Source organism: Cytobacillus purgationiresistens (assembly GCF_030813235.1).
GTDB classification, from domain to species: Bacteria; Bacillota; Bacilli; order Bacillales; family Cytobacillaceae; genus Cytobacillus; species Cytobacillus purgationiresistens.
This window is the reverse complement of sequence record NZ_JAUSUB010000019.1, coordinates 11,904-33,458: the sequence shown is the minus strand read 5'-3', so window position 1 is coordinate 33,458 and position 21,555 is coordinate 11,904. Positions and strand designations below refer to the sequence as shown.

The window sequence follows — 21,555 nt, the reverse complement described above, 5'->3', positions numbered from 1 at the left end:
GATTAGAGGAGGAATATGATGAGAAACTGGATCAAGTCTTTTGGGATAATGCTGATCTTAATTACTTTTGTGGCGGGGTGTAGTTCTTACAGTACTTCACAAGGGAGTGGGCAGACGAATAGCGAAGGATACGAAGAAGCAACGATTCGTTTAGCCTATAACCTCCCACAGGATCACCATGTAGCTAAAGGGGTCGAGCAATTTGCTAAGGATGTAACAGAAAAATCAGGTGGTGCAATAAATGTTCAAGTTTATCCGGCAGGGCAATTACTTAGTGACAAAGATATGAATCAATCCATTCTAACAGGGGGAGTTGAAATGGGTGTTAACTCTTCTACTTTATGGGCAAGCACCGTTCCGGTAATGGGTATTTTCGATGTACCATACGTATTTAACACATATGAAGAGGCAGGGGATGCATTGAATGGTGAGTTTGGGGATAAATTAAAAGCTTCAATGGAAGAAAAAGGAGCAAAGGTCTTAATGTTTGCCGATTACGGTTTTGCTCAATTTGCCAATAATAAACGTCCTTTAGAATCCCCTGCAGATTTCGAAGGTTTAAAGATTAGAAGTATAGGAGATATTCCGTCAGAAATGATTAAAGCATACGGGGCTTCACCTGTTTTCATGGGCGGAGGGGAAGTGTACATGGCCTTGCAAAGAAGTACAGTAGATGGAGCGACTTCAGGTACCACTGCAATGGTTCAAAGAAAATATGATGAAGTGACCAAGTATTTAACAATTAATAACTATGCATATTTAGAGTTTATTTTAGCAGTAAATAAGGATTTCTGGAATAAGCTACCGGAGAAATCACAACTTCTCTTATCAGAAACAGCTACCGAAGCAGAGGCATGGATTCGTACTCAGGCAGAAATAGAGGATGAGAAGACGGCCAAACAGCTAGAAGAGAAGGGTATGGAGGTTTATGTCGTCCCTGAAGAAGATATTCCAATGTGGAAAGAGGCCGCTAAACCAGCGTGGGACGCTTTTTCAAATAATGCAGGTAATATAGGAAAAGAATTATTAAAAATGGTAGATTAGGAGGAAACTGCGTTGAAAAAGCTATATAAATTGACCGATCATCTAATAACAATGGGAGCATACATATCAGGGCTCTTCATTATAGTCGCTACATTTATGATCTTCTTTGAAATCATATCCAGAACGGTTTTAGGGCAACCAACAATATGGGCAACGGAGCTATCGATTTATGCTATTATTGGAAGCTGTTTTTTCGGGAGCGCCTACGCAGTTAGAACCTACTCGCATATTACTGTTGATCTTATAGTGAACAATGTTAACGATCAATTCAAAACGATTTTAGCCTATTTATCAAACGCATTAGGTCTTGTTTTTAGTCTAATTTTCACCTTTTATGGATTTCATCATGTAATGAAAACGTTTGAATTAGGCGTTACTTCTGCTTCTTTACTCCGAATTCCCATGTATTTGCCGGAATTATTGCTTCCGCTTGGCGGCATATTATTATGTTTAGCATTTATTATGCAAATCATTGATGGGGGGATTCACAAAGGAGGGGAACACATTTGAATCTTTTTTTTGCAGGTGGGCTAAGCGTATTATTATTAATCGGGTTGCCTGTCGCATTTTCACTCGCATTAATTGCTGTTGCAGGTATGTACTTTTTCAATGGCGGAACCTTTGCATTCATGCAAATTCCAATCATATCGTATAAAGCGCTTGATGATTTTTCTTTAACAGCCTTGCCAATGTATGTTTTAATGAGCCAAGTTCTCGTGGTTAGCGGGGTAGGTAAAGACCTCTATGAGATGGCGAGCAAATGGTTTAGGCATTTCCCTGGAGGTCTAGCAATTGCTACGTTATTTTGCTGTGCAATCTTCTCGGCGATATCTGGTTCAAGTGTAGCGACTGCAGTTACAGTCGGCGCTGTGGCTTTACCTGAAATGGTCAAGCGTGGTTATAATAAGCGAAGGGTGTTAGGACTTTTAGCAGCCGGCGGCACATTAGGTATACTCATTCCTCCTAGTGTACCAATGATTATTTACGGCTCAGTAACAGGGGAATCGATAGGTAAATTATTTATAGCTGGGATTATCCCTGGTTTACTCTTAACCTTGTTTTTTATGATTTTTTCAGCCTATCAATCTAGAAATATAAGAGAAGCAGCTGCCACATGGCCTGAGCGTTTAGATGCTTCTAGAAAAGCAATATGGGGACTGCTTTTGCCAGCGATTGTAATAGGTGGAATATATACTGGATTATTCACTCCTACAGAGGCGGCTGCAGTTGGTGTTGTAGCCAGCTTTGCTATCGCCGCGTTTATTTATCGTAATTTAACCATGGCAAATTTTAAAAACATTATCATCTCGACGGTGAAAACGAATGCCATGATATTACTCATCATCGTCGGGGCGATGCTCTTAGGCTATATCATGACGGTTTTGCAAATCCCGCAAACAATTACAGCATTTGCAACTGAACAAAATATTTCACCTTGGATTATTTTCATCTTAATTAACATTGCGTTATTGCTACTTGGAATGTTTTTAGAGACGATATCGATATTAGTTATCACTTTGCCAATCCTTTATCCTATTATTATGGCTCTAGGATTTGACCCCATCTGGTTTGCCATCATTATGGTTGTCAATATGGAGTTAGCATTGATTACACCTCCGGTAGGATTGAACTTATTTGTCTTGAAGGGACTGGATCGAAACAATACGATTAGTGAAATTGTAAAAGGCGTTGTCCCGTATGCTATTATTATGATTCTGTTTATTGTACTGTTATCATTCTTTCCAGAGATTGCGACCTTCTTGGTAAAAGATATTACTTAATATGATTTGAAAGATCGTTGTTCAGATCATAGAGCAACTTATCAGCAAGTCGACAAAAGTTAAAGTAAGCCAACTTTCTTGGATTTGGAGAAGCGACCGTTCGACACCTGGGGGAGAGGCGAGACAGGCGGGACTTTGCAGAAGCGTAGCGAGGAAACAGCCCGTGAAAAGCGAGCGGTAAGCTTCGGAAAATCCCATGCCACTCTTTTTCATAAATTGATATGAGTTTGTCTACAATCTCAATCGTTGCTCTATTATAGAGCAACGATTTTTATTTAAAGATAAAATGTATAAATTTTTCAATTAGAAAAATGTCCAGCGCCAAGCACAAGTCATTCTGCGCTTGTTCGGCGATGAGCAAGGAGCTTGCGCTATTCTTATTATGGAGAAAAGTGGAATTAAACCATCAATAGTATAATAGGAAACGGCATTAAACGGATTGTTTTAAAAAATTAAAATTTTACAAAAATATAATTGATAAAGTTGATTATCATGTTATAATGTACAAATTAAACAGGCAAAGAAAAGAGGATGACACAGATGGAACAGAAGGCAGTGAAAGATAGAATGGTGCAATTGGAGGATATATTGATTGCTTATCAGCATCTAAAAGATATTGTTGCCCATACGCCGCTGCAAAAAAACAATCGTTTATCAGAGAAATACGGCTGCAATGTTTACTTGAAGAGAGAAGACCTTCAACATGTTCGCTCCTTTAAGCTTAGAGGGGCTTATTATTCTATGATTTCCTTGAATAAGGATCAGCTAAAGAACGGTGTTGTATGTGCGAGTGCGGGGAATCATGCACAGGGTGTGGCATATGCCTGCGGTAAATTAGGTGTTCATGGGAAAATATTCATGCCCGCTACGACACCGAGGCAAAAGGTCAGCCAAGTAGAGCTGTTTGGGAAAGATGCAATTGAAATCATTTTAGTAGGAGATACATTTGATGATTCATTTCTGGAAGCAGAGAAATGTTGTGATGCAGAAAATCGGGCATTCATTCATCCTTTTGAGGATGAGCATGTCATTGCAGGACAAGGAACGGTTGCGGTAGAAATATTGAATGATTGCGATGAGCCGCTTGATTTTGTTTTTGCGAGCATCGGCGGTGGCGGATTGATGGCTGGCTTATCTACATACATAAAAAGTGTTTCCTCATTAACGAAGATGATTGGAGTAGAACCGGAGGGCGCATCTTCAATGAAGGAATCTATTCGAATGAATAAAGTGGTTTCACTCGAAGAAATCGATAAATTTATTGATGGAGCAGCAGTGAAGCGTGTCGGTGAAATGACCTTTGATATTTGTAAACGTCATATCGAGGATATCCTCAGTGTTCCTGAAGGAAAGGTTTGTACGACAATCCTCGAGCTGTATAATGAACATGCGATCGTGGCTGAGCCAGCTGGGGCGTTATCCATTGCAGCATTGGATTTATATAAAGAAGAAATCAAAGGAAAGAATATCGTTTGTGTAATTAGCGGCGGCAATAATGATATCGAACGTATGCAGGAAATTAAAGAGCGCTCTTTATTATATGAAGGTCTTCTATATTATTTCATTGTCAATTTTCCTCAGCGTGCAGGTGCACTTAGAGAATTTCTGGATGAAGTACTGGGAGCGACGGATGATATTGTCAGATTTGAATATACGAAGAAAAATAATAAGGGCAGCGGACCAGCATTAGTAGGAATTGAACTGAAACATAAGGAACATTATAGCGGGCTGATTGAAAGAATGGACAGGAAGGGATTCTCCTATCAGGCCATTAATAATGATGAAAACCTTTTTCATTTACTTGTTTAATAGAAGGAGTTCTTTATCCAATTTTGATTTGACTATACATTTCCTTTAAGCCTATAATGAAATTGGTTTAAAGTTATTTAAAGGGGATGTTTTTCATGCTATCAAACATCGGGATTCCAGGACTGATTATTATTCTCGTATTAGCATTAATTGTTTTCGGTCCTAAGAAATTACCTGAAATTGGTCGTGCTGCTGGACAAACACTAAAAGAATTCAAAAAGTCGACTCGAGAGCTTACAGACGATGTAATGGAAGAATTCGATGATGAAAAGAAAAAGAATGCACTTAAATAAGGTGTAAGATGATAAGTCTTGCACTTTTTCTTTTGATGAATGAAGGGTAGATTATATGACTATCAAGAATGCCTGCGGGCTCTCGATATTGAAACTGGCAGGGGACGACTATGAACGAAAAAGAATTAAATTATATTGATCATTTAGAGGAATTACGAAAGAGACTCATCATTATTGTTGTAGCTTTCATCGCATTTTTTATCGTCGGATTTGTCTTCGTAGATGATATTTATAGGTGGTTTGTTCGTGATCTGGAACAAAAGCTGATAGTTTTAGGGCCAAGCGATATTATTTGGGTTTACTTTACGATTGCTACAGTGATTGCATTTGCAGGGACAATTCCCGTCATTGCTTTACAAATATGGCAATTTGTAAAACCGGGATTGGTGCCAAAGGAGAGAAAGATTACTCTTTCATATATTCCAGCCCTATTCGTATTATTTATTGTAGGTCTTTGTTTTGGATATTTCGTCATACTTCCAACTATGTTTAACTTTTTAACAAACTTAAGTGCAGGTATGATGGAAACCAGCTTTACTGTCGATAAATATTTTAAATTTATTTTTCATATGACGTTACCATTTGGTATTCTATTTGAGCTTCCTGTTGTAGCAATGTTTCTCACATCTATGGGTATCATCAATCCGTATGTGCTGACGAAAATAAGGAAGTATGCTTATTTTGTGCTAATTGTTATATCAGTATTGATTTCACCGCCAGATTTAATGTCTGATATTATTGTGAGCATACCGCTTTTAATTTTATATGAAATAAGTATTAATCTTTCTAAGATTGTCTATAGAAGAAAGCTTAGAAAGGAAAAGGAAATGCAGGTTGAGGAAACGGGCCTATAACAAGATAAATATTTGTGAAGGTTACAAATTTAGACACATTTTGCTAGTTTTATGAGTTATAATGTAGTTAAACGGGTGAAAAAGAGGATTGATATTTTGCTATTCAAAAGCCTAGAGTTCAAAAATGCGGTTGGACAGAAGGTTAAGATCATTGATATACCAGTGTTAGAAAAAGATAGTCCTTATTTTTTCTTAGTTCAAGTCCGTTTACAGGCGTATATGACATTCGTGTTTCATACTTGTGATAAGATTCATACTTATTCATTTAAAGAGTATTTAAAACGAGTGATGAGATGGCCAGACTATGACCGAATTTTCCAAACACCAAAATTAAAGAGTAATGCTTAAATTCAGGGTACCGGTTATTCCGGACCTTTTTTTGTGTTCTTATATAACAACATGTAAGTGTTTTCCTCTAACTTTAAGGAAACATTAATATTTAGATATGGAATTTTTATATTTATACATCGCATACCTGTAAATTCTTTTATTCGGGACAAGAACCATGTATAATAAGGATGAATTGTTATAATAGGGACGTGAATGCATGAGTAAAATTAAAATTATTACGGATTCAACTGCAGACCTTTCAAATGAAATAATCGAAAAATACAATATTACGGTTGTACCATTATTGATTCATATTAATGGGCAAACGTATCAGGATCGTGTAGATATTACACCTTCTGAATTTATAGAACTTATGAAAGAGTCTGATGAATTGCCTAAAAGCTCGCAGCCGCCGACTGGTGTCTTTTTAGAACTATATGATCGATTGCATGAGGAAGGATATGAAATCCTTTCCCTTCATATGACCGGTGGTATGAGTGGAACCGTTCAATCTGCAGAGAGCGCTGCAGGCATGTCAAAGGCAAATGTGACTGTTGTAGATTCCAGATATATTTCCAAAGCTTTGTCATTTCAAGTAATTGAAGCGGCAAAAATGGCCCAAGAACATAAATCCATGGATGAAATTTTAGCAAGAATCAGTGAAATTCGCCAAAACACACGTTTATATGTAGTGGTTGATACTTTGGAGAATTTAATTAAAGGTGGAAGAATTGGCAAAGGAAAAGCATTTATTGGTTCCTTGCTCAATATTAAACCGATCGCTTCCCTTGATGATGGCGTGTATACACCGGTATCAAAGGTTAGAAGTCATACGCAAGTTGTCAAATATTTGGTAAAGCAATTTGTCGAAGATGCCAAAGGGAAGACGATAAAAAGTGTTGGTATCAGCCATGCAAATGGTTTAGAACTCGCAAATAAATTAAAGCATTCAGTTGAAGATCTAACAGGCTTTTTACATGTAACAATTGAAGATACCACACCAATCATCAGTACACACACCGGCCCAGGTGCAATTGGTTTTTGTTACCACATCGAGTAAGTATATCTAAATCATATATATGTACCTTTGTTCCTCCTCCTTCCTTTTTCAATTGGCAGGAGGAGGTTCATTATTGTTATATACTTAAATTGTGATTGAATGAAAGAACAAGAGTGAATGATGATTCGTTCACATCTTTGTCAAAATCTTTTCTTTCTTCCATCAACAACGTTTGATACAATGATATTCGTATATTAAAGAAGCGGGTGAATAGATTGAAGAGAACCATTTGGATGATAATGATTGGCTTTACCTTGCTCGTGCTATCAGCTTGTGGCCAGGAAGAGGCAATAGAAAATCCTCTTAATTATGATATAGGCGATTTTACTTTTACAGATCAAAATAATGAGCCTCTTAGTTTAAAGGATTTAGAAGGAAAGGTTTGGTTAGCAGATTTTATTTTTACAAGCTGTGAAGATGTCTGTATGCCGATGACAGCTAATATGAATAGACTTCAGGCAATGGCGAAGGAAGAGGGTATTGAAAATATTGAGTTTGTCTCCTTTAGTGTAGATCCAACCGTTGATACACCTGAAGTATTGTTAGAGTATGGTGAACAATATAATGCTGACTTCAGCAACTGGCATTTCCTCACGGGTTATGATCAAGCTGAAATTGAAAAGTTTGCCGCAGATTCCTTTAAAGCGCTTGTGAAGAAACCTCAATCTGGTGATCAAGTGATTCACGGAACTAAGTACTACTTAGTTGATAAGGAAGGAACTGTCATGAAAGATTATGATGGCGTATCAGAAGTACCGTTTGAGCAAATCATAGAAGATATGAAGAAACTACAATAGACCTTTGATAAGGTCTATTTTATTTATTCTTATGGTAATCCCTATTTTTTTAAAAAAACATCCTATCTTTTTAGTATAAATGGTCATCATGATATAATATGTATACAATAAGAAAAGCGCTGGGTGCCTTGCTCATCGCCGTACAAACTGGAAGGCGTTGTTCTTTCGATAAAGGAAACACGGTGGGCGTAAGCGAACAGATGTTAACTTATCTTGGTGAGGAGACCTGAAGTTTGATAGGCGCTGGAGCTAGACATTATTCTAATTAAAAAAATATCCTTTTTATCTTTTAAAAAAGCAGGTGATTAGATGAATAAAACATTCACCTTATTACTCATTACTTCATTATTATTAACAGCATGCAGTGTAAATTCTACTTCAAATAACAATGAGCCAAATTCCTTAAAAAAAAGTGAGATTTCCACAAAGCAAGAGATACCTGCCGGTTTTTTTCCAGTAGATTTGAATGTGGTCTCTGTGGGGGACTCTTTGACTCAAGGAGTGGGAGACACTACTGAAAAAGGGGGATATGTACCATACCTTGAGCGGTTGCTGAATAATGATAAGGGGATCGAGCAGACAGAGATCCATAACTATGGGGTCAGAGGGAATCGTTCAAATCAATTATTAAATAAACTAGAAACGGATGAAGTGAAGCAAGCGCTAGGTGAAGCTGACTTAGTGATTATTACTATAGGCGGCAATGATATTATGAAGGTTATCCGTGAGAACTTCACACGGTTGAATCTCGATGATTTTGATATAGAAAAGAGAGTGTTTGAGGAAAATCTGCGTGATGTTTTAAATTCGATCCGAGAGGGAAATTCAAATAGTACGGTTTTATTGGTTGGATTATATAATCCTTTTCTTGAATGGTTTTCACATATTAAAGAGATGAGCATGATTATGGATGATTGGAATCAAGCGAGCAAAAGCATCTTATCTGACTATGAAGGTACTTACTTTGTAGATATTGATGACATCTTTGAAAAAAGTGAAGAAGATTTATTGTATACGGATTATTTCCATCCGAATAACCGTGGATATGAACTCATTGCGGGTAGGATTTATGAACGATTACAAGAAGAAGGGCTAAATGAGATACTAGAGAGAAAGTAGTGAGAAAGAGGGGGAAAGACATTTGAAAATGGTTAAATGGAAACATCTTTTTTTCATTTTATTGGGAGCGGTTGTTTCTGTTGTTCTCATATTGATTATTATGATGAGCATTCCTCCTAAAGATGATCAATACAGGGGAACCTCGTTGGATGAGTCAGATTACGCTCCGTTTAATATATCAACTAATAAGCATGATTTAAATCTGTTGATTAATCATTATTTAGAGGAAGAAATTTTAGAAGGAGCGATGGATTATAAGGTGCTGCTAGATGAAGAGGTGGATTTATATGGAACATTACCAATATTTAGCCAAAACCTTCAATTGAAGCTTTCTTTCGAATCGATGGCCATGGAGAATGGCGATATTGTCCTTCAGCAAAAAGGAATATCAGTCGGGCAAATGGACTTGCCAATATCGTTCGTCATGAAGTTAATTAAGGATAATTATAATATCCCGGATTGGGTTGTCATCCAGCCAAATGAAGAAAGAATTTATGTGGCATTAACTGAGATGGAATTAAAGAGTGATGTTAAGGTTAAAGTCGATCAATTCGATTTAAAAAATGATGAAATACAATTTACGTTACTGGTTCCTGTGAAGTAGGCGGAAAAAGAATGATCTAATTGATCATTCTTTTTTGTTAGGTAGTAGGAAATTCAGATTAACCGGCTAAAGCTAAATTAATTCTCTATGATGATAGCTTCAAGCGGAGGCTCACCAGTGATTGAGCCAATGAGAATAATTGAGAAAACCTTATGTGGCTTGATTGCAAATGAATGTAAAGGCAATTGGGGTTCGCCATTTTTCGTCCCTCTTATTTCTAGATTTAATATCATGGGTGAAATAGAAATATAGTTACTTGCAGTACGATAGGAGGTGTTGGGGATAAAGGCTTCTTCTTGTTGGACTGCTAAATCGAATGCGGGTCCATCAGCTGCAAGGTGAATAAATCTTATCTTTGATTCTCCATACTGTGTTTGCATATCATCTTTAATAAAAACAAATTTGCAATCATTCGCCTCACCTGAAAAAGTCACAGTATGAAATGAGGCTGATTCAACAGTGACTTTTTGACTTAAGATGGAGGAAACCATTGTATTTGAAGGATAAATATCCACTTGATACTTACCATCAGGAAGCGTTAAATAATTACTCACTTCCTTGTAAGGGAGCTCCTTAAATATTCGCAGTCCATTTAAATAAATGTCAACCGTATTGGCGCTCGGGGATGCATGAAGAAAACGCAGCTTCCCATTTCCTATAGCTGGTAATTTTCTTACGGTTGAAGTCCTCATTGTCATATGGTGAATCGCAGCGTTGACATATTTTAAATGCTTTTGATAATAGTGAAAATACTTCACGGGGTCTGTGTATTTAAAATACTGTGAGAGCAAATCATATTCACTTGCCCGATCGAGATACATCCGTTGTGTTCCATCTTCCGACATGTGCTCCGCTCCTGTCTCAATCCCATTCAAATAATGGGCATTTCCATGATGGTATCAATATATGCCTAATATTTTTTTACTGTGTTTGGCTATCATGAAAAGTTTTTGTAGAAAATGATTTACTTTTCTGTAAACATTAAATATAATAAGATTAACTAATGAGAAGGTGGGTGATGTGTTATGGGTATGTCAATAATGAAAACATCGTTAATTGTATATATTCACACAGCCCACAAGGAATCGGCCTGGTAATTATCTTTCCGTCTTTTTTGTGCTTATCCATTTTAAGTCATGGGCTGTGTGCCTGTGGCTTTTTTGAATTTTAAAAAATGGACTAATGCGATACGCATTAAACATGGAGGATGGATTAGTTGAATAAAGAAAAATTTGGATTTATTGAGTTTTTTCAATCACAATTACAATCTTTTGATATGGAAGGTTTAGAAGTAGGCAGAGTAGCACTTGAGCATAAAAGGTCTTATCGGGTATGGACTGAGAATGAAGAACTGCTCTGTGAAGTTAGTGGCAAGCTTGGATATACAGCACAAGGCAGGGAGGATTATCCGGCTGTAGGAGATTGGGTTGTCTTGAAGCGCATGCCGGGTGAACAAAAAGGAATCATCCATGCAGTTCTCAATCGAAAAAGTAAATTCTCCAGAAAAATGGCTGGTTTAAGTACAGAAGAGCAAATTGTAGCAGCGAATGTTGATACCATTTTTCTTGTTAATTCACTGAATGAAGACTTGAATCTACGCAGGATAGAGCGTTACCTTCTTCTTTCGTGGGAAAGCGGAGCAAACCCAGTGATTGTACTGACAAAAGCCGACTTATGTGATGATATGGAAGTTAAATTGGCTGCAGTCGAAACAGTGGCAATGGGGGTTCCTATTGTGCCAATAAGTGTGTTGAATGAAGGCGGAATGGACGCAATCTATCCTTACTTATTACCTGGTCATACGATTGCACTCTTAGGTTCCTCAGGTGTAGGTAAATCAACATTAACAAATTATTTATTAGGACATGAAAAGCAAAAGGTTCAAGACATACGCTCAGATGATGCGAGAGGCCGTCATACCACAACACATCGTGAACTTGTGCTCCTTCCTAATGAAACAGTCCTTATAGATACCCCGGGCATGCGGGAGTTGCAGCTTTGGGAATCTGAAAATGGCATCGCAGGAAGCTTTGCTGATATCGAAGGGTATGCAGAGGACTGCAAATTTCGTGATTGTACCCACCATAAAGAACCAGGCTGTGCGGTAAAAGAAAAAATAAGAGAAGGTCTTTTGGAAGAATCGAGATTAACCAGTTATAAAAAACTATTAAGAGAACTTGCCTATTTAGAAAGAAAACAAGATTCCCGCGCACAAGCTGCTGAGAAAAAACAATGGAAAAACATCAGTAAGTCTATGAAGCAACAGCAAAAATAACTCGAAAAGAAACCTCTGTGTGGTCTGGGAGGTTTCTTTTGCATCTCGCTCGTTTTTTCTTTACACTTTAAGTATGAATTGGCATCAAGGAAGCACATCGAATGAGTAGTCAATTTAGAAATGATGAATGATACAATTGTGCCCCTGTCTTTGCGTCTTCAAGGAAGCGAGTTTTCAATCTTTAGTGAAGAAGCTTAATTGTTTCTTCATTTGGAGATGCTAGTTAAGTGATAAAAAGGTGAGGTGAATGGAATGGAAAATCAACAATATGAGAAAGCTGCATTTGCAGGAGGATGCTTCTGGTGTATGGTCAAACCATTTGATGAGCAGCCAGGAATTATTGAGGTCGTGTCTGGGTATACAGGAGGTACAAAGGAAAACCCTACTTATGAAGAAGTATGTTCAGAAACAACTGGCCACTATGAAGCGGTACAAATTAAATTTGACCCTGAAGTCTTTCCATATGAAAAGCTGCTGCAACTGTATTGGCAGCAAATTGATCCGACCGATGAAGGTGGACAGTTTTATGATCGAGGACAATCTTATCAAACCGCGATATTTTATTATAAAAAAGAACAGAAGCAACTAGCCGAACAGTCGAAGCAAGAGCTAGCTGAAAACGGCCCATTTAATAAACCAATCATGACAAAGATTTTACCGGCAGAAACGTTTTATCCTGCTGAAGAGTACCATCAAGATTATTATAAGAAAAATCCGCTTCGCTATAATGCGTACCATAAAGGCTCAGGGCGGGCAGGATTTATCAACAATCATTGGAGAGATGTAAAATGAGTCAAAATAAAGAGGATGTAAAACAAAAACTGAACCCGATGCAATATGAAGTAACACAGAATAATGGAACAGAACCACCATTCCGAAACGAATATTGGGATGAATTCAAAGACGGTATCTATGTGGATATCGTATCTGGAAAACCATTATTCAGCTCGACAGATAAATATGATGCTGGCTGCGGCTGGCCTAGCTTCACAAAGGCAATTGAAGACAAAGAAGTATTGGAAAAAGAGGATCGAAGCCACTTCATGGTTCGGACGGAAGTAAGAAGTAAAACAGCTGATTCTCATCTAGGCCATCTATTCGATGACGGACCTGGTCCTTCAGGCTTAAGATATTGTATCAATTCGGCAGCCCTAAAGTTTATTCCTGTTGAAAAGCTGGAAGAAGAAGGCTATGAGGTGTATTTGAAGCTATTTGATAAAGCTTTGGATTGAAATGAAATGTCGGAAAAGGGCGTTGGGTAACCAACGCTTTTTTCTCGTGAATTCCTATTGTTTTTATCATTTCATTGCTCTTTATTAGCAACTGTTCATTTTGACATAAACATCATGCGGAGAAGCCTACCTTGTTTATTTATTATGATAATGATAAATTGATAATAGTCTTAATATTAAAACTGTTAAATAAGCAGAGAGGATTATGCTCTGAAATAGATGAGATAGGACTTTCAAAAGGGGTAAAATACATGGATGATGATAAATTCAAGAAAAATTATTCTATGCAAACTTTGCATAGAGCAATGCAAATATTAAGGTCTTTCTCTATAGAAAACAAAACCTTATCTTTAACAGAATTACATAAAACAACTGGCCTATCGAAGTCAAGTTTGCAACGCTTACTTTCTACTATGGTGTTTGAAGGATTACTGCAGAAAAATACGGAAACAAAGAGATATCAATTAGGCTTAGAGTTATTATTCTTAGGTAACTTAGTGGAGAAAAATACAAGCCTATTATCGATTGCACAGCCAATTATGAAAGACCTTAGATTACAGACGGGTGAAAGCATCAGTCTTAATGTCATCGAAAATCATAAACGGAAATGCATCGAAAATCTTACAAGTAACTACGAGCTGCAAACAATGACATTTGTAGGACAGGAATCACCATTATATGCTGGGGCATCTGCTAAAGTACTTCTCGCTTATTATCCTAAACAGATGCAAAGAGATTATATTAAAAGCATCAAGTTAGAAAAATTGGCTGAGAATACAATAGTTGAACAGGTAGATTTGTTAGATGAGCTAGAGCGGATAAAAGAAAAGGGCTACGCCTTTAGCAATGGGGAAAGAGTCAAAGGGGCTGTGTCAATTAGTGCACCAATTTTTAATCCATTTGAAGAAATAATAGCTGGTGTTTCACTCATCGTGCCTTCCCCTCGATTTGATGAATATGATGAAATAGAACTGATCAATCTACTAAAAGAAGGTGCGAAAGCTATTACAAATAAGTTAAGGAATTTTAATCAGGAGTTCTAATATGTAGGAAGAAACAGAAAAAGTATTCTTTAATGAGGGCTCATTCTTTTTTTATAAGGCTCTTTTCTAAAAGTGTTTTTTTCATAGGTTGATAAAAAAGTTGATTGGAACTGAAAGCGAGCACCTGGAGAGGAAATCAACCACTGATGTGAAAAGCAACAAAGTAAATGAAAACACCCTTTATTATAATGTTCCATAAAATTTATAATGATTGATAACTGGAAAACTCATAAAGAATAACTGACTGCAGAGTGGTCAGCTATTCTTTATTTTTTGCCATGATAATCGAAGTAAGCTTTATCTGTGCTTTATCGGATACGTTATAGACAGATTTTTGATCTGCGACAATAAATTGAACATTGTGCACACCTTCGTCCAATCCACTCGCAATGTATAGATGGCGCTCCTTCTCTATCGGCCACCAAGTCGAAACTGTTCTAACAGGCTTTCCATCTATGAAAACATCCATCATACCGCCAAATTCATTACTTGACACCTTCACTCCGAGAAAAGGACCTGAAAAGGTGAATTCAATTGTATCTCCTGCCTTATCACTAAACCATACATCATTAGAAAATAGATGGCTCGCCTTCGTATAGGCTGAGGTCTGTTGTAATGTTATATCTGTTTTATCCATAAGAGGTGGGGCCAGGATAGCGATTCCCTCTTTGTTCGCAACAGCCTTTATTGTTGATTGGAAAATGGTATCAGCATAGATTGTATAACCTTGGTCGTTTGGGTGAATTAAGTCGGTTGTTAATTCAAAAGTTGATTGTCCAGAATGAATAAAAGCCGGTCTTAAGTCAATATTTTTAGCAAGGTAATGATTGGAAAGTTTAAGGATAACTCCAGCAAAAGCTTCATTATTTAATGGGTTTTCTGTTAGAGTAATAATTTCAGTATCCGGGTACAAGCTCTTTGTTTTACGAATGAGCGCTTCATAAAAGTAAGAAAACTGATCCTCGTCCATATACTTACGATCATTTTCACCAAATACGATAAAGGTGACATCTATCTGACCGAGATGTTCTGTACTATCAAGCTTGTTCAGGCCTTCAAAGGCGGTAGCACCGCTTTGTACGATTAAATGCCTTTTTGCTTTCACACCATATTCATTTTTTAAGGATCTCTCCCATTTTCTATACCATGTTTCTGTTTTATCAGAAGCACCGGAACCGCGTCCAATGCTATCTCCAATAATTAAATAGTTGATATTCCTGCCTTCAGCTATTTTTTCATACACTGTACCAGATTGATCTGCTCCTTCTGCCTTAGTAAATAGGAGTAAGAAATAAGAAATACCTAGTAGCAATGTAAAGCTAATCATCATCAGCCCAAGCTTATTTTTTCTCATATATGTTTCCCCTTGGTTATTCTTGATTGTTTATATGGTTTCCCAATCGACAATGAGTAATGAGAGCAAAGTATTGCTCCATAAATGAATTGTATGCAATGAGGCTAGCTGCGTCTAGCTTTATTATAAAATAAATTACATTTCTAAAGAAAAACTAGGCGAATGCACATGCAGGACAAGAACCTATCTCATAAGATAATTTTGAAAATGCCTAATATTAAAGAGGAGTGAATGGAATGAGTTATGGACATGGATATGGATATGGATGCGACCCTTGTGCTCAACAACCTTACTATCCTGTAGCAGGTTATGGCGGACATGGATGCGGTGGAGCATTTGGCGGTTTTGCATTAATCGTTGTATTATTTATTTTGTTAATCATCATCGGCGCTAGCTGGGCTGGAAACTGGTGATGATTTTTAAGGGGGCAAATATGCCTCCTTTTTATATTTGTTAGATAGCATAAGTTGAATACTCTTTAAAAAGCATTTCTTTAAACCCCCATATTTGATAAAATATTATTATTTTCAAATGTTAGGGGGAAGAGAAATGTTCGCTGAAAGACTTAAGCCAGGTGATGAGATTCGTATCATTGCGCCTTCAAGAAGCATGGCGATTATGAAATCGGCACAAGTAAGGATTGCTGAAGACCGTCTAAATAATCTTGGTTTTATTGTTACATATGGAAAAAACGTAGAAGTACATGATGAATTCTTTAGCTCATCAATTGAGGAGAGAGTAGAGGATTTGCATGATGCATTCACGGATTCGAATGTAAAAGGAATCTTAACAGCAATAGGAGGATATAATACCAATCAGCTGTTGAACTACATTGATTTTGATTTAATTAAAGATAACCCCAAAATATTTTGTGGATATAGTGATATTACCGCATTAGGTGCGGCTATTTATGCAAAAACCGGCTTAATTACTTATTCGGGTCCTCATTTCTCGAGTTTTGGAGTAAAGCATGGATTCGACTATACATTAGATGGTTTTATCGAAGCGATGACGAACGACGCACCATATGAAATAGAGCCCTCCTCGCATTGGAGTGATGATGCATGGTATCTTGACCAGGAGGCTCGTAAGTTTGTAGAAGCAGGAGAATATACTGTATTGCAAGAAGGCGCAGCGGAAGGTACTCTAATTGGCGGTAATTTATGCACGCTCAACCTTCTCCAGGGAACGGAGTTTATGCCGTCATTAAAGGATGCTGTACTTTTTATTGAAGATGATGAGGAGTCTCACGCCTTAACATTTGATCGTGATTTACAATCATTGTTGCATCAGCCGGATGCCCATACAATAAAAGCAGTTATCATCGGACGCTTTCAGAAGAACTCGCAAATAACTGTGCCAGCTTTAAGCAAGATTATAGAGTCAAAAAAAGAGTTACAAGGGATCCCGGTCATTGCAAATGTTAACTTTGGCCATGTACAGCCAATTGCAGCCATTCCTTTTGGCGGACGAGCATCAATTATTGCCGAAAACGAAAAAACGGAAATTTTCATCGAACAAAACCCTAAATGACTGAGGTCAATTAGGGTTTTGTTGTTTACAGAGCAAAAAGGCTAATGATCATCCTTTAAGCTGACTACCCCTATCCTTGTCAGGCTTGTGCAAAGTAGTTTTTCTTTGCCACTTTCCAGTTCCCCCGCCTATATCAACTTGTATTAAATATATGTAGTATATTCGCATCATTGCAGTTATGATAGGGATGAAATGAAACTTTTGAGGTGTTAAATGAAAAGAATAAGTGAGCTTAAGCAATTGGTCAATGGAAATCAATATGAACAAGCGCTACAAATAGTTGCAGATGAATTATCAAAAATGAAGTCAATGAAGCTCTCTGAATTGAAGCAAGTGCTGCAGGGGATCCAGGCAATAGAAGATTTTCATATGTTAATTAAGCTTCTTGACCGCGGATTAATGTATAAGCATTCAAGTTTTCTGGCTAGATATGCTCATATGCGCTTTCATAGCCTGCAAACAATGATTTGGTACAGTGAAGAACTAATTGAACGTGCTAAACCAATCGAAGCACTTGAAGAAATCTCAGCGTGTATGCGGGAAGAAATAAATGAAGAAACAAATAAAGAGCTTGTAGTAAAAGCAATGATTTGTGAAATTCATTGCTTAATCGAATTAAGAAGATTTAATGAAGTGAGAGAGAAAATCGCTGCATTATTTAATATAGAAAAACACCCAGCATTAGATAAATTAGCCTATATCTATATGCAAATGGAGGAAAAAAGCAAAGCCGAAGAGCTGCTGAAAAAAGGTATCGAGAACGATGAATATGGGGCACATTGTTATTGGATTCTTTCAGATTACTATGCTAGTGCAGCTAATTATTCTCAGGCCGTGCATGTGATAAATGAAGGATTAGTCAGATTCCCTTCAATGCCGGGATTAATACTTGCCAAGGTTAAAAGGCTATCTGAGCTTGAGAAGTGGGATGAGATGTTAGTACTCATAGATCAGCTAAATGAGATGCTTCCCTATCACCATTTTCATGATTATTTTTTGCATTTACATTCCGTATCTTTATATCGGACGGAAAAGCTAAGTGAATTGAAGACATTAACTGTGGAGCAAAAATTGAGAGATACTCCCTTTTCATTTGAGACCTTTAATATTGATAAAAACGAAAAAAGTCTTGAGATTTCACCTATTATACAAGAAAGTAATTATTGTGTGCCTGCCAGTGTAGAAATGATTTCCGCCTTTTATGGCGAAAGAAAAGTGCAAAAGGACGTGGCTCATCATATTTTTGATGTCACAGGCTCAAAGCTTTCAACTACGGTAAGCTATTTAGAGAGCCAAGGCTATCATTGTCAATATTTTATCGGTAACCATGACGTTTATTCCACCCTATTGGAAAAAGGTATTCCGATATTATTAAGTGTCGATATGGAAAATTATTCTCATGTGCAAATTTTAAAAGGATATGATGACAGGTTTTCAATTTACCATATTCAAGACCCCAATCTATTTGAAACATTATATGTTGGTTACGATGAATTCGATCGAAAGCAAAAGCATACTGCGTTTATGTCTATTGCTATTGTTCCTGAGGAGAAATCAGCAATTCTCGATTTATTAGATAAAGAAGAGGATCAGTACTTTAGGGAGCTTCATAGGATTACTGATGGATTAGATAATGGGGAAGAGCGGTTTGGAGAATTATATCAATATTTGAAGAAGAATCTTGAGTTTCCCTACACACCAATCTATGTAATGAATTCAATTTTTGATCACAGCGAGAGTCCATTTATTCACCAATGTATTGAAATCATTATGGAAAAGTATCAAGAGGAAGATTATTATACACTCCATGCCGCAGAGTCTTATTTACGGCTAGAAATCATAGAGAAAGCTTCCGAGTTGCTGCAATCTGTCAGAAAAAAAACTTATAGTCCTTATTATCACTTTTTAAAAGGGCAAATTGAACTTCATCAGAATCAATATATGGAAGCAGTGAGTTCATTTAAGCTGGCACTTGAGCTTGATTCAGATCAAATGCAGCTTTGGAGTTATATCGCGATTTCTTATTGTTTTGCCAAAGATATTCCAAAAGCCCGAAAGCTATCAGATCTTGCAATGAATCTATATGGTCACGATCGTTTTACGCGATTTAACCATGCACTCATTTTGTCGGAACAGGGTAAAAATCTAGAAGCAAATACAATCTATGATCTTCTTATTAAAGAGAATAGCAGGGATGGACAAGCTTGGTTTGAAAGAGCAAGGATTGATCATACCTTGAATAAGCTTAAAAGAGCAGAAAGAGGCTTCAAAATTGCTGTATCCTTAGAGCCGGATTTCCAAGAAGGTTATATAGCCTTGGCTGATTTATATATGGATCAGTTACGGATGGAAGAAGCAGTGAAAATACTGGTCCTGGGAATCGAGCAATGTGAAGATTGTCAGCTTTACTTCAGACTAGGCAATATCCTTCTAGAACAGGAGGAATGGTCTAAAGCGGAAGAATTGTATACTCATTGTTTAGATAAATTCCCTCAAGAAGCGTTATCATTTATTGGGTACGCCTCTGTGCTCTCCTCTGTGCAAGGTAAGGACGCTGCTATATCATTCATCCGTGGTCACCGATCAGACTTTGAAGGGGATGCAGAGTATTTTATTTACGGTGGAAAGTTAATAGGAGAAACAGGAAAAAGTTTAGAAGAAGAACATTTGATTAGGGAAGGATTAGATTATATCGAATCGTGTATTCCATCTATTAAGTATGATATAGATGATGCACTTGAAATCTATACTGAGTTAGTCATTGATTCCCCATTTGTAAAAGAATCGAGAAAATTCCTCCTCGATCTTACCACTTCTGAAAGATTGGGGAATGAATTTCACTGTTATACTGGCCTTTTATTTGATGTGGACGGCCTATATGTCGAAGCACTAGCATTATATAAACAAGCAATTACAATTGTGGAAACAAGCTTTCCCTATTATCAAATGGGGGAGACTTATTTTAAAATGAAGCAATATCAATTGGCTGCAAAAGCATATCACCAGAGTCTTCATATTGATCCAACCCTAGCAGGGAGCTATTCCGGTCTGGCGCAAATCGCTGCAATAAAAGGTGATCAGGCAGAGGAGATAAATATGATGAAGCAGCTGCTCGAGCACTCTCCTCTAGGTGTGAATATGGAGTATTTCTTCTCTATTCTTTCAGAAAAAGAAGTTCATGATTGTCTTCATCATTTACAGGAACGTGAAGGAAAAGTTGATCCAGCTTGGCTTCTTGAAAGTATGGCGAAAGGTTTTATTGAACTAGGTGATTTATCGAGAGCAGAGCGTCACCTGCATGAAGCCCTTGCAATCATGCCAGATCATCCTCATATCCAGCTTAGTCAATTTAAGTTGGAGTTCAAACTTAAAAGATGGACCGAAGCTAAAAAAACCCTTCTGCACATATTAGAGGAAAATCCTGAGAATGAAGAAATATATGATGGACTTATTAACCTCATAGACCAAACCGGGAAATGGATGCAGCTTTCAGATACCATTGATAAATTAGCAAAGAGGACAGAAGAAAAAAGCGAAGTATATTTGCAGGCTGCCAAGGCTCTTGATTCATACTTTGACGAAATGGATAAGTCTGAAGAGCAGGTGGGCTTTCATTTGGGCAAAATCTTTGGGAAATTAAAGGAGAAGTCAAAGCAAGCTATCATCTCTGGCACAATTGTCCGTTTCTATGAAAAGGCAGTGAAGCTTGACCCTGATAATATGGAAGCCGCAAGCAGGCTAGCTTCTTTCTATGAAAATGCTGGGTTATTTGATGAAGCTGAGAAAGTATTAGCAAAAGCGTATGCTCATGCAGGGCATGCTGAAATTTCGCTGCAGCTTGGACAGCTATATTTAACTAAAGGGGAAATGACAGGGGATGAAGCTGATTTGCTTCAGAGTATTAAGCAGATGAATTCTTTCGAGGACAATAGTAGAAACACTGTGGAAGCACTAATAATAAAAGGAAATGCCTATAATGAGTTAGGCGAAGTAAAAAAAGCAGAGAAATGTTATAAAACGGTGATAAAAAAGGTCTCATCCAATATAGAAGCGCATTATCGACTAGGAAATCTGCTAAATGGATCTGAGAGACATGAGGAAGCCATTCAAGTACTCAAGGTTGCAATCGATATCTTTCCCGAGGATATTGGACTATCGATTGAAATTGGGGTTGCTTATAATCATGCCGGTAAACCTGAATTGGCATTAAATGTTTTCGAAGATTTAATCGCTCATGATGAGCAAATAATAGCGGCTTACTATTTCAAAGCATGCAGTCTTGCTCTATTAAAACGCGATAATGAGGCGAATAAATTATTACAGTATGTATTTAAAAACGACGAAGAAGGCATATTCGAAGAACTGGCAGAAACAGATGTTGCGATTCAGGAAATGTACGCACGGATGTGAGATAGGCTAAAGCCAGG

General features: G+C 37.3%; 20 protein-coding genes. 18 read left to right on the top strand and 2 right to left on the bottom strand.

Annotation, left to right across the window (positions count from 1 at the left end):
* The first annotated feature begins 15 nt into the window (after nt 1-15).
* The 11 genes from J2S17_RS18870 to J2S17_RS18820 all read left to right on the top strand — a co-directional run bounded on the left by J2S17_RS18870 (nt 16) and on the right by J2S17_RS18820 (nt 9,691).
* Nucleotides 16-1,044, top strand: coding sequence for a TRAP transporter substrate-binding protein (locus J2S17_RS18870; protein WP_370875071.1), 1,029 nt, complete (start codon nt 16-18; stop codon nt 1,042-1,044).
* 12 nt (nt 1,045-1,056) lie between these two features.
* Nucleotides 1,057-1,554, top strand: a complete 498-nt coding sequence (locus tag J2S17_RS18865) for a TRAP transporter small permease (protein WP_307477322.1) — start codon at nt 1,057-1,059, stop codon at nt 1,552-1,554.
* Nucleotides 1,551-2,825 carry a TRAP transporter large permease gene (locus tag J2S17_RS18860; RefSeq protein WP_307477321.1) on the top strand — a complete coding sequence of 425 codons (1,275 nt, stop codon included), beginning with the start codon at nt 1,551-1,553 and terminating at the stop codon, nt 2,823-2,825. Before J2S17_RS18865 ends, J2S17_RS18860 begins: the two co-directional genes overlap by 4 nt.
* 540 nt (nt 2,826-3,365) lie before the next feature.
* Nucleotides 3,366-4,634, top strand: a complete 1,269-nt coding sequence (gene ilvA / locus J2S17_RS18855; protein WP_307477320.1) for a threonine ammonia-lyase IlvA — start codon at nt 3,366-3,368, stop codon at nt 4,632-4,634.
* Between the two features lie 95 nt (nt 4,635-4,729).
* Nucleotides 4,730-4,927 (top strand): twin-arginine translocase TatA/TatE family subunit, encoded by a 198-nt coding sequence (gene tatA, locus J2S17_RS18850; RefSeq protein WP_307477319.1) that lies wholly within the window; start codon nt 4,730-4,732, stop codon nt 4,925-4,927.
* A 110-nt stretch (nt 4,928-5,037) separates the two neighbouring features.
* Nucleotides 5,038-5,781, top strand: coding sequence for a twin-arginine translocase subunit TatC (tatC, locus tag J2S17_RS18845; protein WP_307477318.1), 744 nt, complete (start codon nt 5,038-5,040; stop codon nt 5,779-5,781).
* A 96-nt stretch (nt 5,782-5,877) separates the two neighbouring features.
* Nucleotides 5,878-6,129 (top strand): DUF2535 family protein, encoded by a 252-nt coding sequence (locus J2S17_RS18840; protein WP_307477392.1) that lies wholly within the window; start codon nt 5,878-5,880, stop codon nt 6,127-6,129.
* Nucleotides 6,130-6,328: 199 nt separating this feature from the next.
* Nucleotides 6,329-7,171, top strand: a complete 843-nt coding sequence (locus J2S17_RS18835; RefSeq protein ID WP_307477317.1) for a DegV family protein — start codon at nt 6,329-6,331, stop codon at nt 7,169-7,171.
* A 215-nt stretch (nt 7,172-7,386) separates the two neighbouring features.
* Nucleotides 7,387-7,968, top strand: a complete 582-nt coding sequence (locus tag J2S17_RS18830) for an SCO family protein (protein ID WP_307477316.1) — start codon at nt 7,387-7,389, stop codon at nt 7,966-7,968.
* Nucleotides 7,969-8,277: 309 nt separating this feature from the next.
* Nucleotides 8,278-9,087, top strand: a complete 810-nt coding sequence (locus tag J2S17_RS18825) for an SGNH/GDSL hydrolase family protein (protein ID WP_307477315.1) — start codon at nt 8,278-8,280, stop codon at nt 9,085-9,087.
* A 28-nt stretch (nt 9,088-9,115) separates the two neighbouring features.
* Entirely contained in the window at nt 9,116-9,691 is a 576-nt protein-coding gene (locus J2S17_RS18820) for a YpmS family protein (protein ID WP_307477391.1), read from the top strand.
* Between the two features lie 77 nt (nt 9,692-9,768).
* On the opposite strand, the gene J2S17_RS18815 is transcribed toward J2S17_RS18820, so the two are convergent.
* A complete protein-coding gene (locus J2S17_RS18815; RefSeq protein ID WP_307477314.1) occupies nt 9,769-10,536 on the bottom strand; it encodes a DUF4397 domain-containing protein in 768 nt (255 codons plus the stop codon).
* Nucleotides 10,537-10,907: 371 nt separating this feature from the next.
* On the opposite strand from J2S17_RS18815, the gene rsgA reads away from it, so the two are divergent.
* The 4 genes from rsgA to J2S17_RS18795 all read left to right on the top strand — a co-directional run bounded on the left by rsgA (nt 10,908) and on the right by J2S17_RS18795 (nt 14,241).
* Complete coding sequence (gene rsgA / locus J2S17_RS18810; protein ID WP_370875070.1) at nt 10,908-11,966, top strand: ribosome small subunit-dependent GTPase A; 1,059 nt, start codon at nt 10,908-10,910, stop codon at nt 11,964-11,966.
* A gap of 252 nt (nt 11,967-12,218) precedes the next feature.
* Nucleotides 12,219-12,758 carry a peptide-methionine (S)-S-oxide reductase MsrA gene (msrA, locus tag J2S17_RS18805; protein ID WP_307477313.1) on the top strand — a complete coding sequence of 180 codons (540 nt, stop codon included), beginning with the start codon at nt 12,219-12,221 and terminating at the stop codon, nt 12,756-12,758.
* Nucleotides 12,755-13,198 carry a peptide-methionine (R)-S-oxide reductase MsrB gene (msrB, locus tag J2S17_RS18800; protein WP_307477312.1) on the top strand — a complete coding sequence of 148 codons (444 nt, stop codon included), beginning with the start codon at nt 12,755-12,757 and terminating at the stop codon, nt 13,196-13,198. The genes msrA and msrB overlap by 4 nt, the downstream gene beginning before the upstream one ends.
* A gap of 131 nt (nt 13,199-13,329) precedes the next feature.
* Nucleotides 13,330-14,241 carry an IclR family transcriptional regulator gene (locus J2S17_RS18795; protein ID WP_307477311.1) on the top strand — a complete coding sequence of 304 codons (912 nt, stop codon included), beginning with the start codon at nt 13,330-13,332 and terminating at the stop codon, nt 14,239-14,241.
* Between the two features lie 259 nt (nt 14,242-14,500).
* On the opposite strand, the gene J2S17_RS18790 is transcribed toward J2S17_RS18795, so the two are convergent.
* Nucleotides 14,501-15,595 carry an SGNH/GDSL hydrolase family protein gene (locus J2S17_RS18790; RefSeq protein WP_307477310.1) on the bottom strand — a complete coding sequence of 365 codons (1,095 nt, stop codon included), beginning with the start codon at nt 15,593-15,595 and terminating at the stop codon, nt 14,501-14,503.
* Between the two features lie 236 nt (nt 15,596-15,831).
* Here J2S17_RS18790 and J2S17_RS18785 point away from each other — a divergent pair, with 236 nt between their 5' ends.
* From J2S17_RS18785 to J2S17_RS18775, 3 genes are all read left to right on the top strand, one after another.
* Complete coding sequence (locus J2S17_RS18785; protein ID WP_307477309.1) at nt 15,832-16,008, top strand: YjcZ family sporulation protein; 177 nt, start codon at nt 15,832-15,834, stop codon at nt 16,006-16,008.
* 136 nt (nt 16,009-16,144) lie between these two features.
* Entirely contained in the window at nt 16,145-17,128 is a 984-nt protein-coding gene (locus J2S17_RS18780) for a S66 family peptidase (protein WP_307477308.1), read from the top strand.
* 213 nt (nt 17,129-17,341) lie between these two features.
* Nucleotides 17,342-21,538: a tetratricopeptide repeat protein gene (locus J2S17_RS18775; protein ID WP_307477307.1), complete on the top strand. Its 4,197-nt coding sequence runs from the start codon at nt 17,342-17,344 to the stop codon at nt 21,536-21,538.
* Nucleotides 21,539-21,555: the final 17 nt, after the last annotated feature.

What these genes read in the sequence shown, in the direction of transcription:
- J2S17_RS18870 (WP_370875071.1), top strand. Translation starts at nt 16, where the DNA reads ATGATGAGAAACTGGATCAAGTCTTTTGGGATAATGCTGATCTTAATT.
- ilvA (WP_307477320.1), top strand. Translation starts at nt 3,366, where the DNA reads ATGGAACAGAAGGCAGTGAAAGATAGAATGGTGCAATTGGAGGATATA.
- tatA (WP_307477319.1), top strand. Translation starts at nt 4,730, where the DNA reads ATGCTATCAAACATCGGGATTCCAGGACTGATTATTATTCTCGTATTA.
- tatC (WP_307477318.1), top strand. Translation starts at nt 5,038, where the DNA reads ATGAACGAAAAAGAATTAAATTATATTGATCATTTAGAGGAATTACGA.
- J2S17_RS18835 (WP_307477317.1), top strand. Translation starts at nt 6,329, where the DNA reads ATGAGTAAAATTAAAATTATTACGGATTCAACTGCAGACCTTTCAAAT.
- J2S17_RS18825 (WP_307477315.1), top strand. Translation starts at nt 8,278, where the DNA reads ATGAATAAAACATTCACCTTATTACTCATTACTTCATTATTATTAACA.
- J2S17_RS18820 (WP_307477391.1), top strand. Translation starts at nt 9,116, where the DNA reads ATGGTTAAATGGAAACATCTTTTTTTCATTTTATTGGGAGCGGTTGTT.
- J2S17_RS18815 (WP_307477314.1), bottom strand. Translation starts at nt 10,536, where the DNA reads ATGTCGGAAGATGGAACACAACGGATGTATCTCGATCGGGCAAGTGAA.
- msrA (WP_307477313.1), top strand. Translation starts at nt 12,219, where the DNA reads ATGGAAAATCAACAATATGAGAAAGCTGCATTTGCAGGAGGATGCTTC.
- msrB (WP_307477312.1), top strand. Translation starts at nt 12,755, where the DNA reads ATGAGTCAAAATAAAGAGGATGTAAAACAAAAACTGAACCCGATGCAA.
- J2S17_RS18790 (WP_307477310.1), bottom strand. Translation starts at nt 15,595, where the DNA reads ATGAGAAAAAATAAGCTTGGGCTGATGATGATTAGCTTTACATTGCTA.
- J2S17_RS18785 (WP_307477309.1), top strand. Translation starts at nt 15,832, where the DNA reads ATGAGTTATGGACATGGATATGGATATGGATGCGACCCTTGTGCTCAA.
- J2S17_RS18780 (WP_307477308.1), top strand. Translation starts at nt 16,145, where the DNA reads ATGTTCGCTGAAAGACTTAAGCCAGGTGATGAGATTCGTATCATTGCG.
- J2S17_RS18775 (WP_307477307.1), top strand. Translation starts at nt 17,342, where the DNA reads ATGAAAAGAATAAGTGAGCTTAAGCAATTGGTCAATGGAAATCAATAT.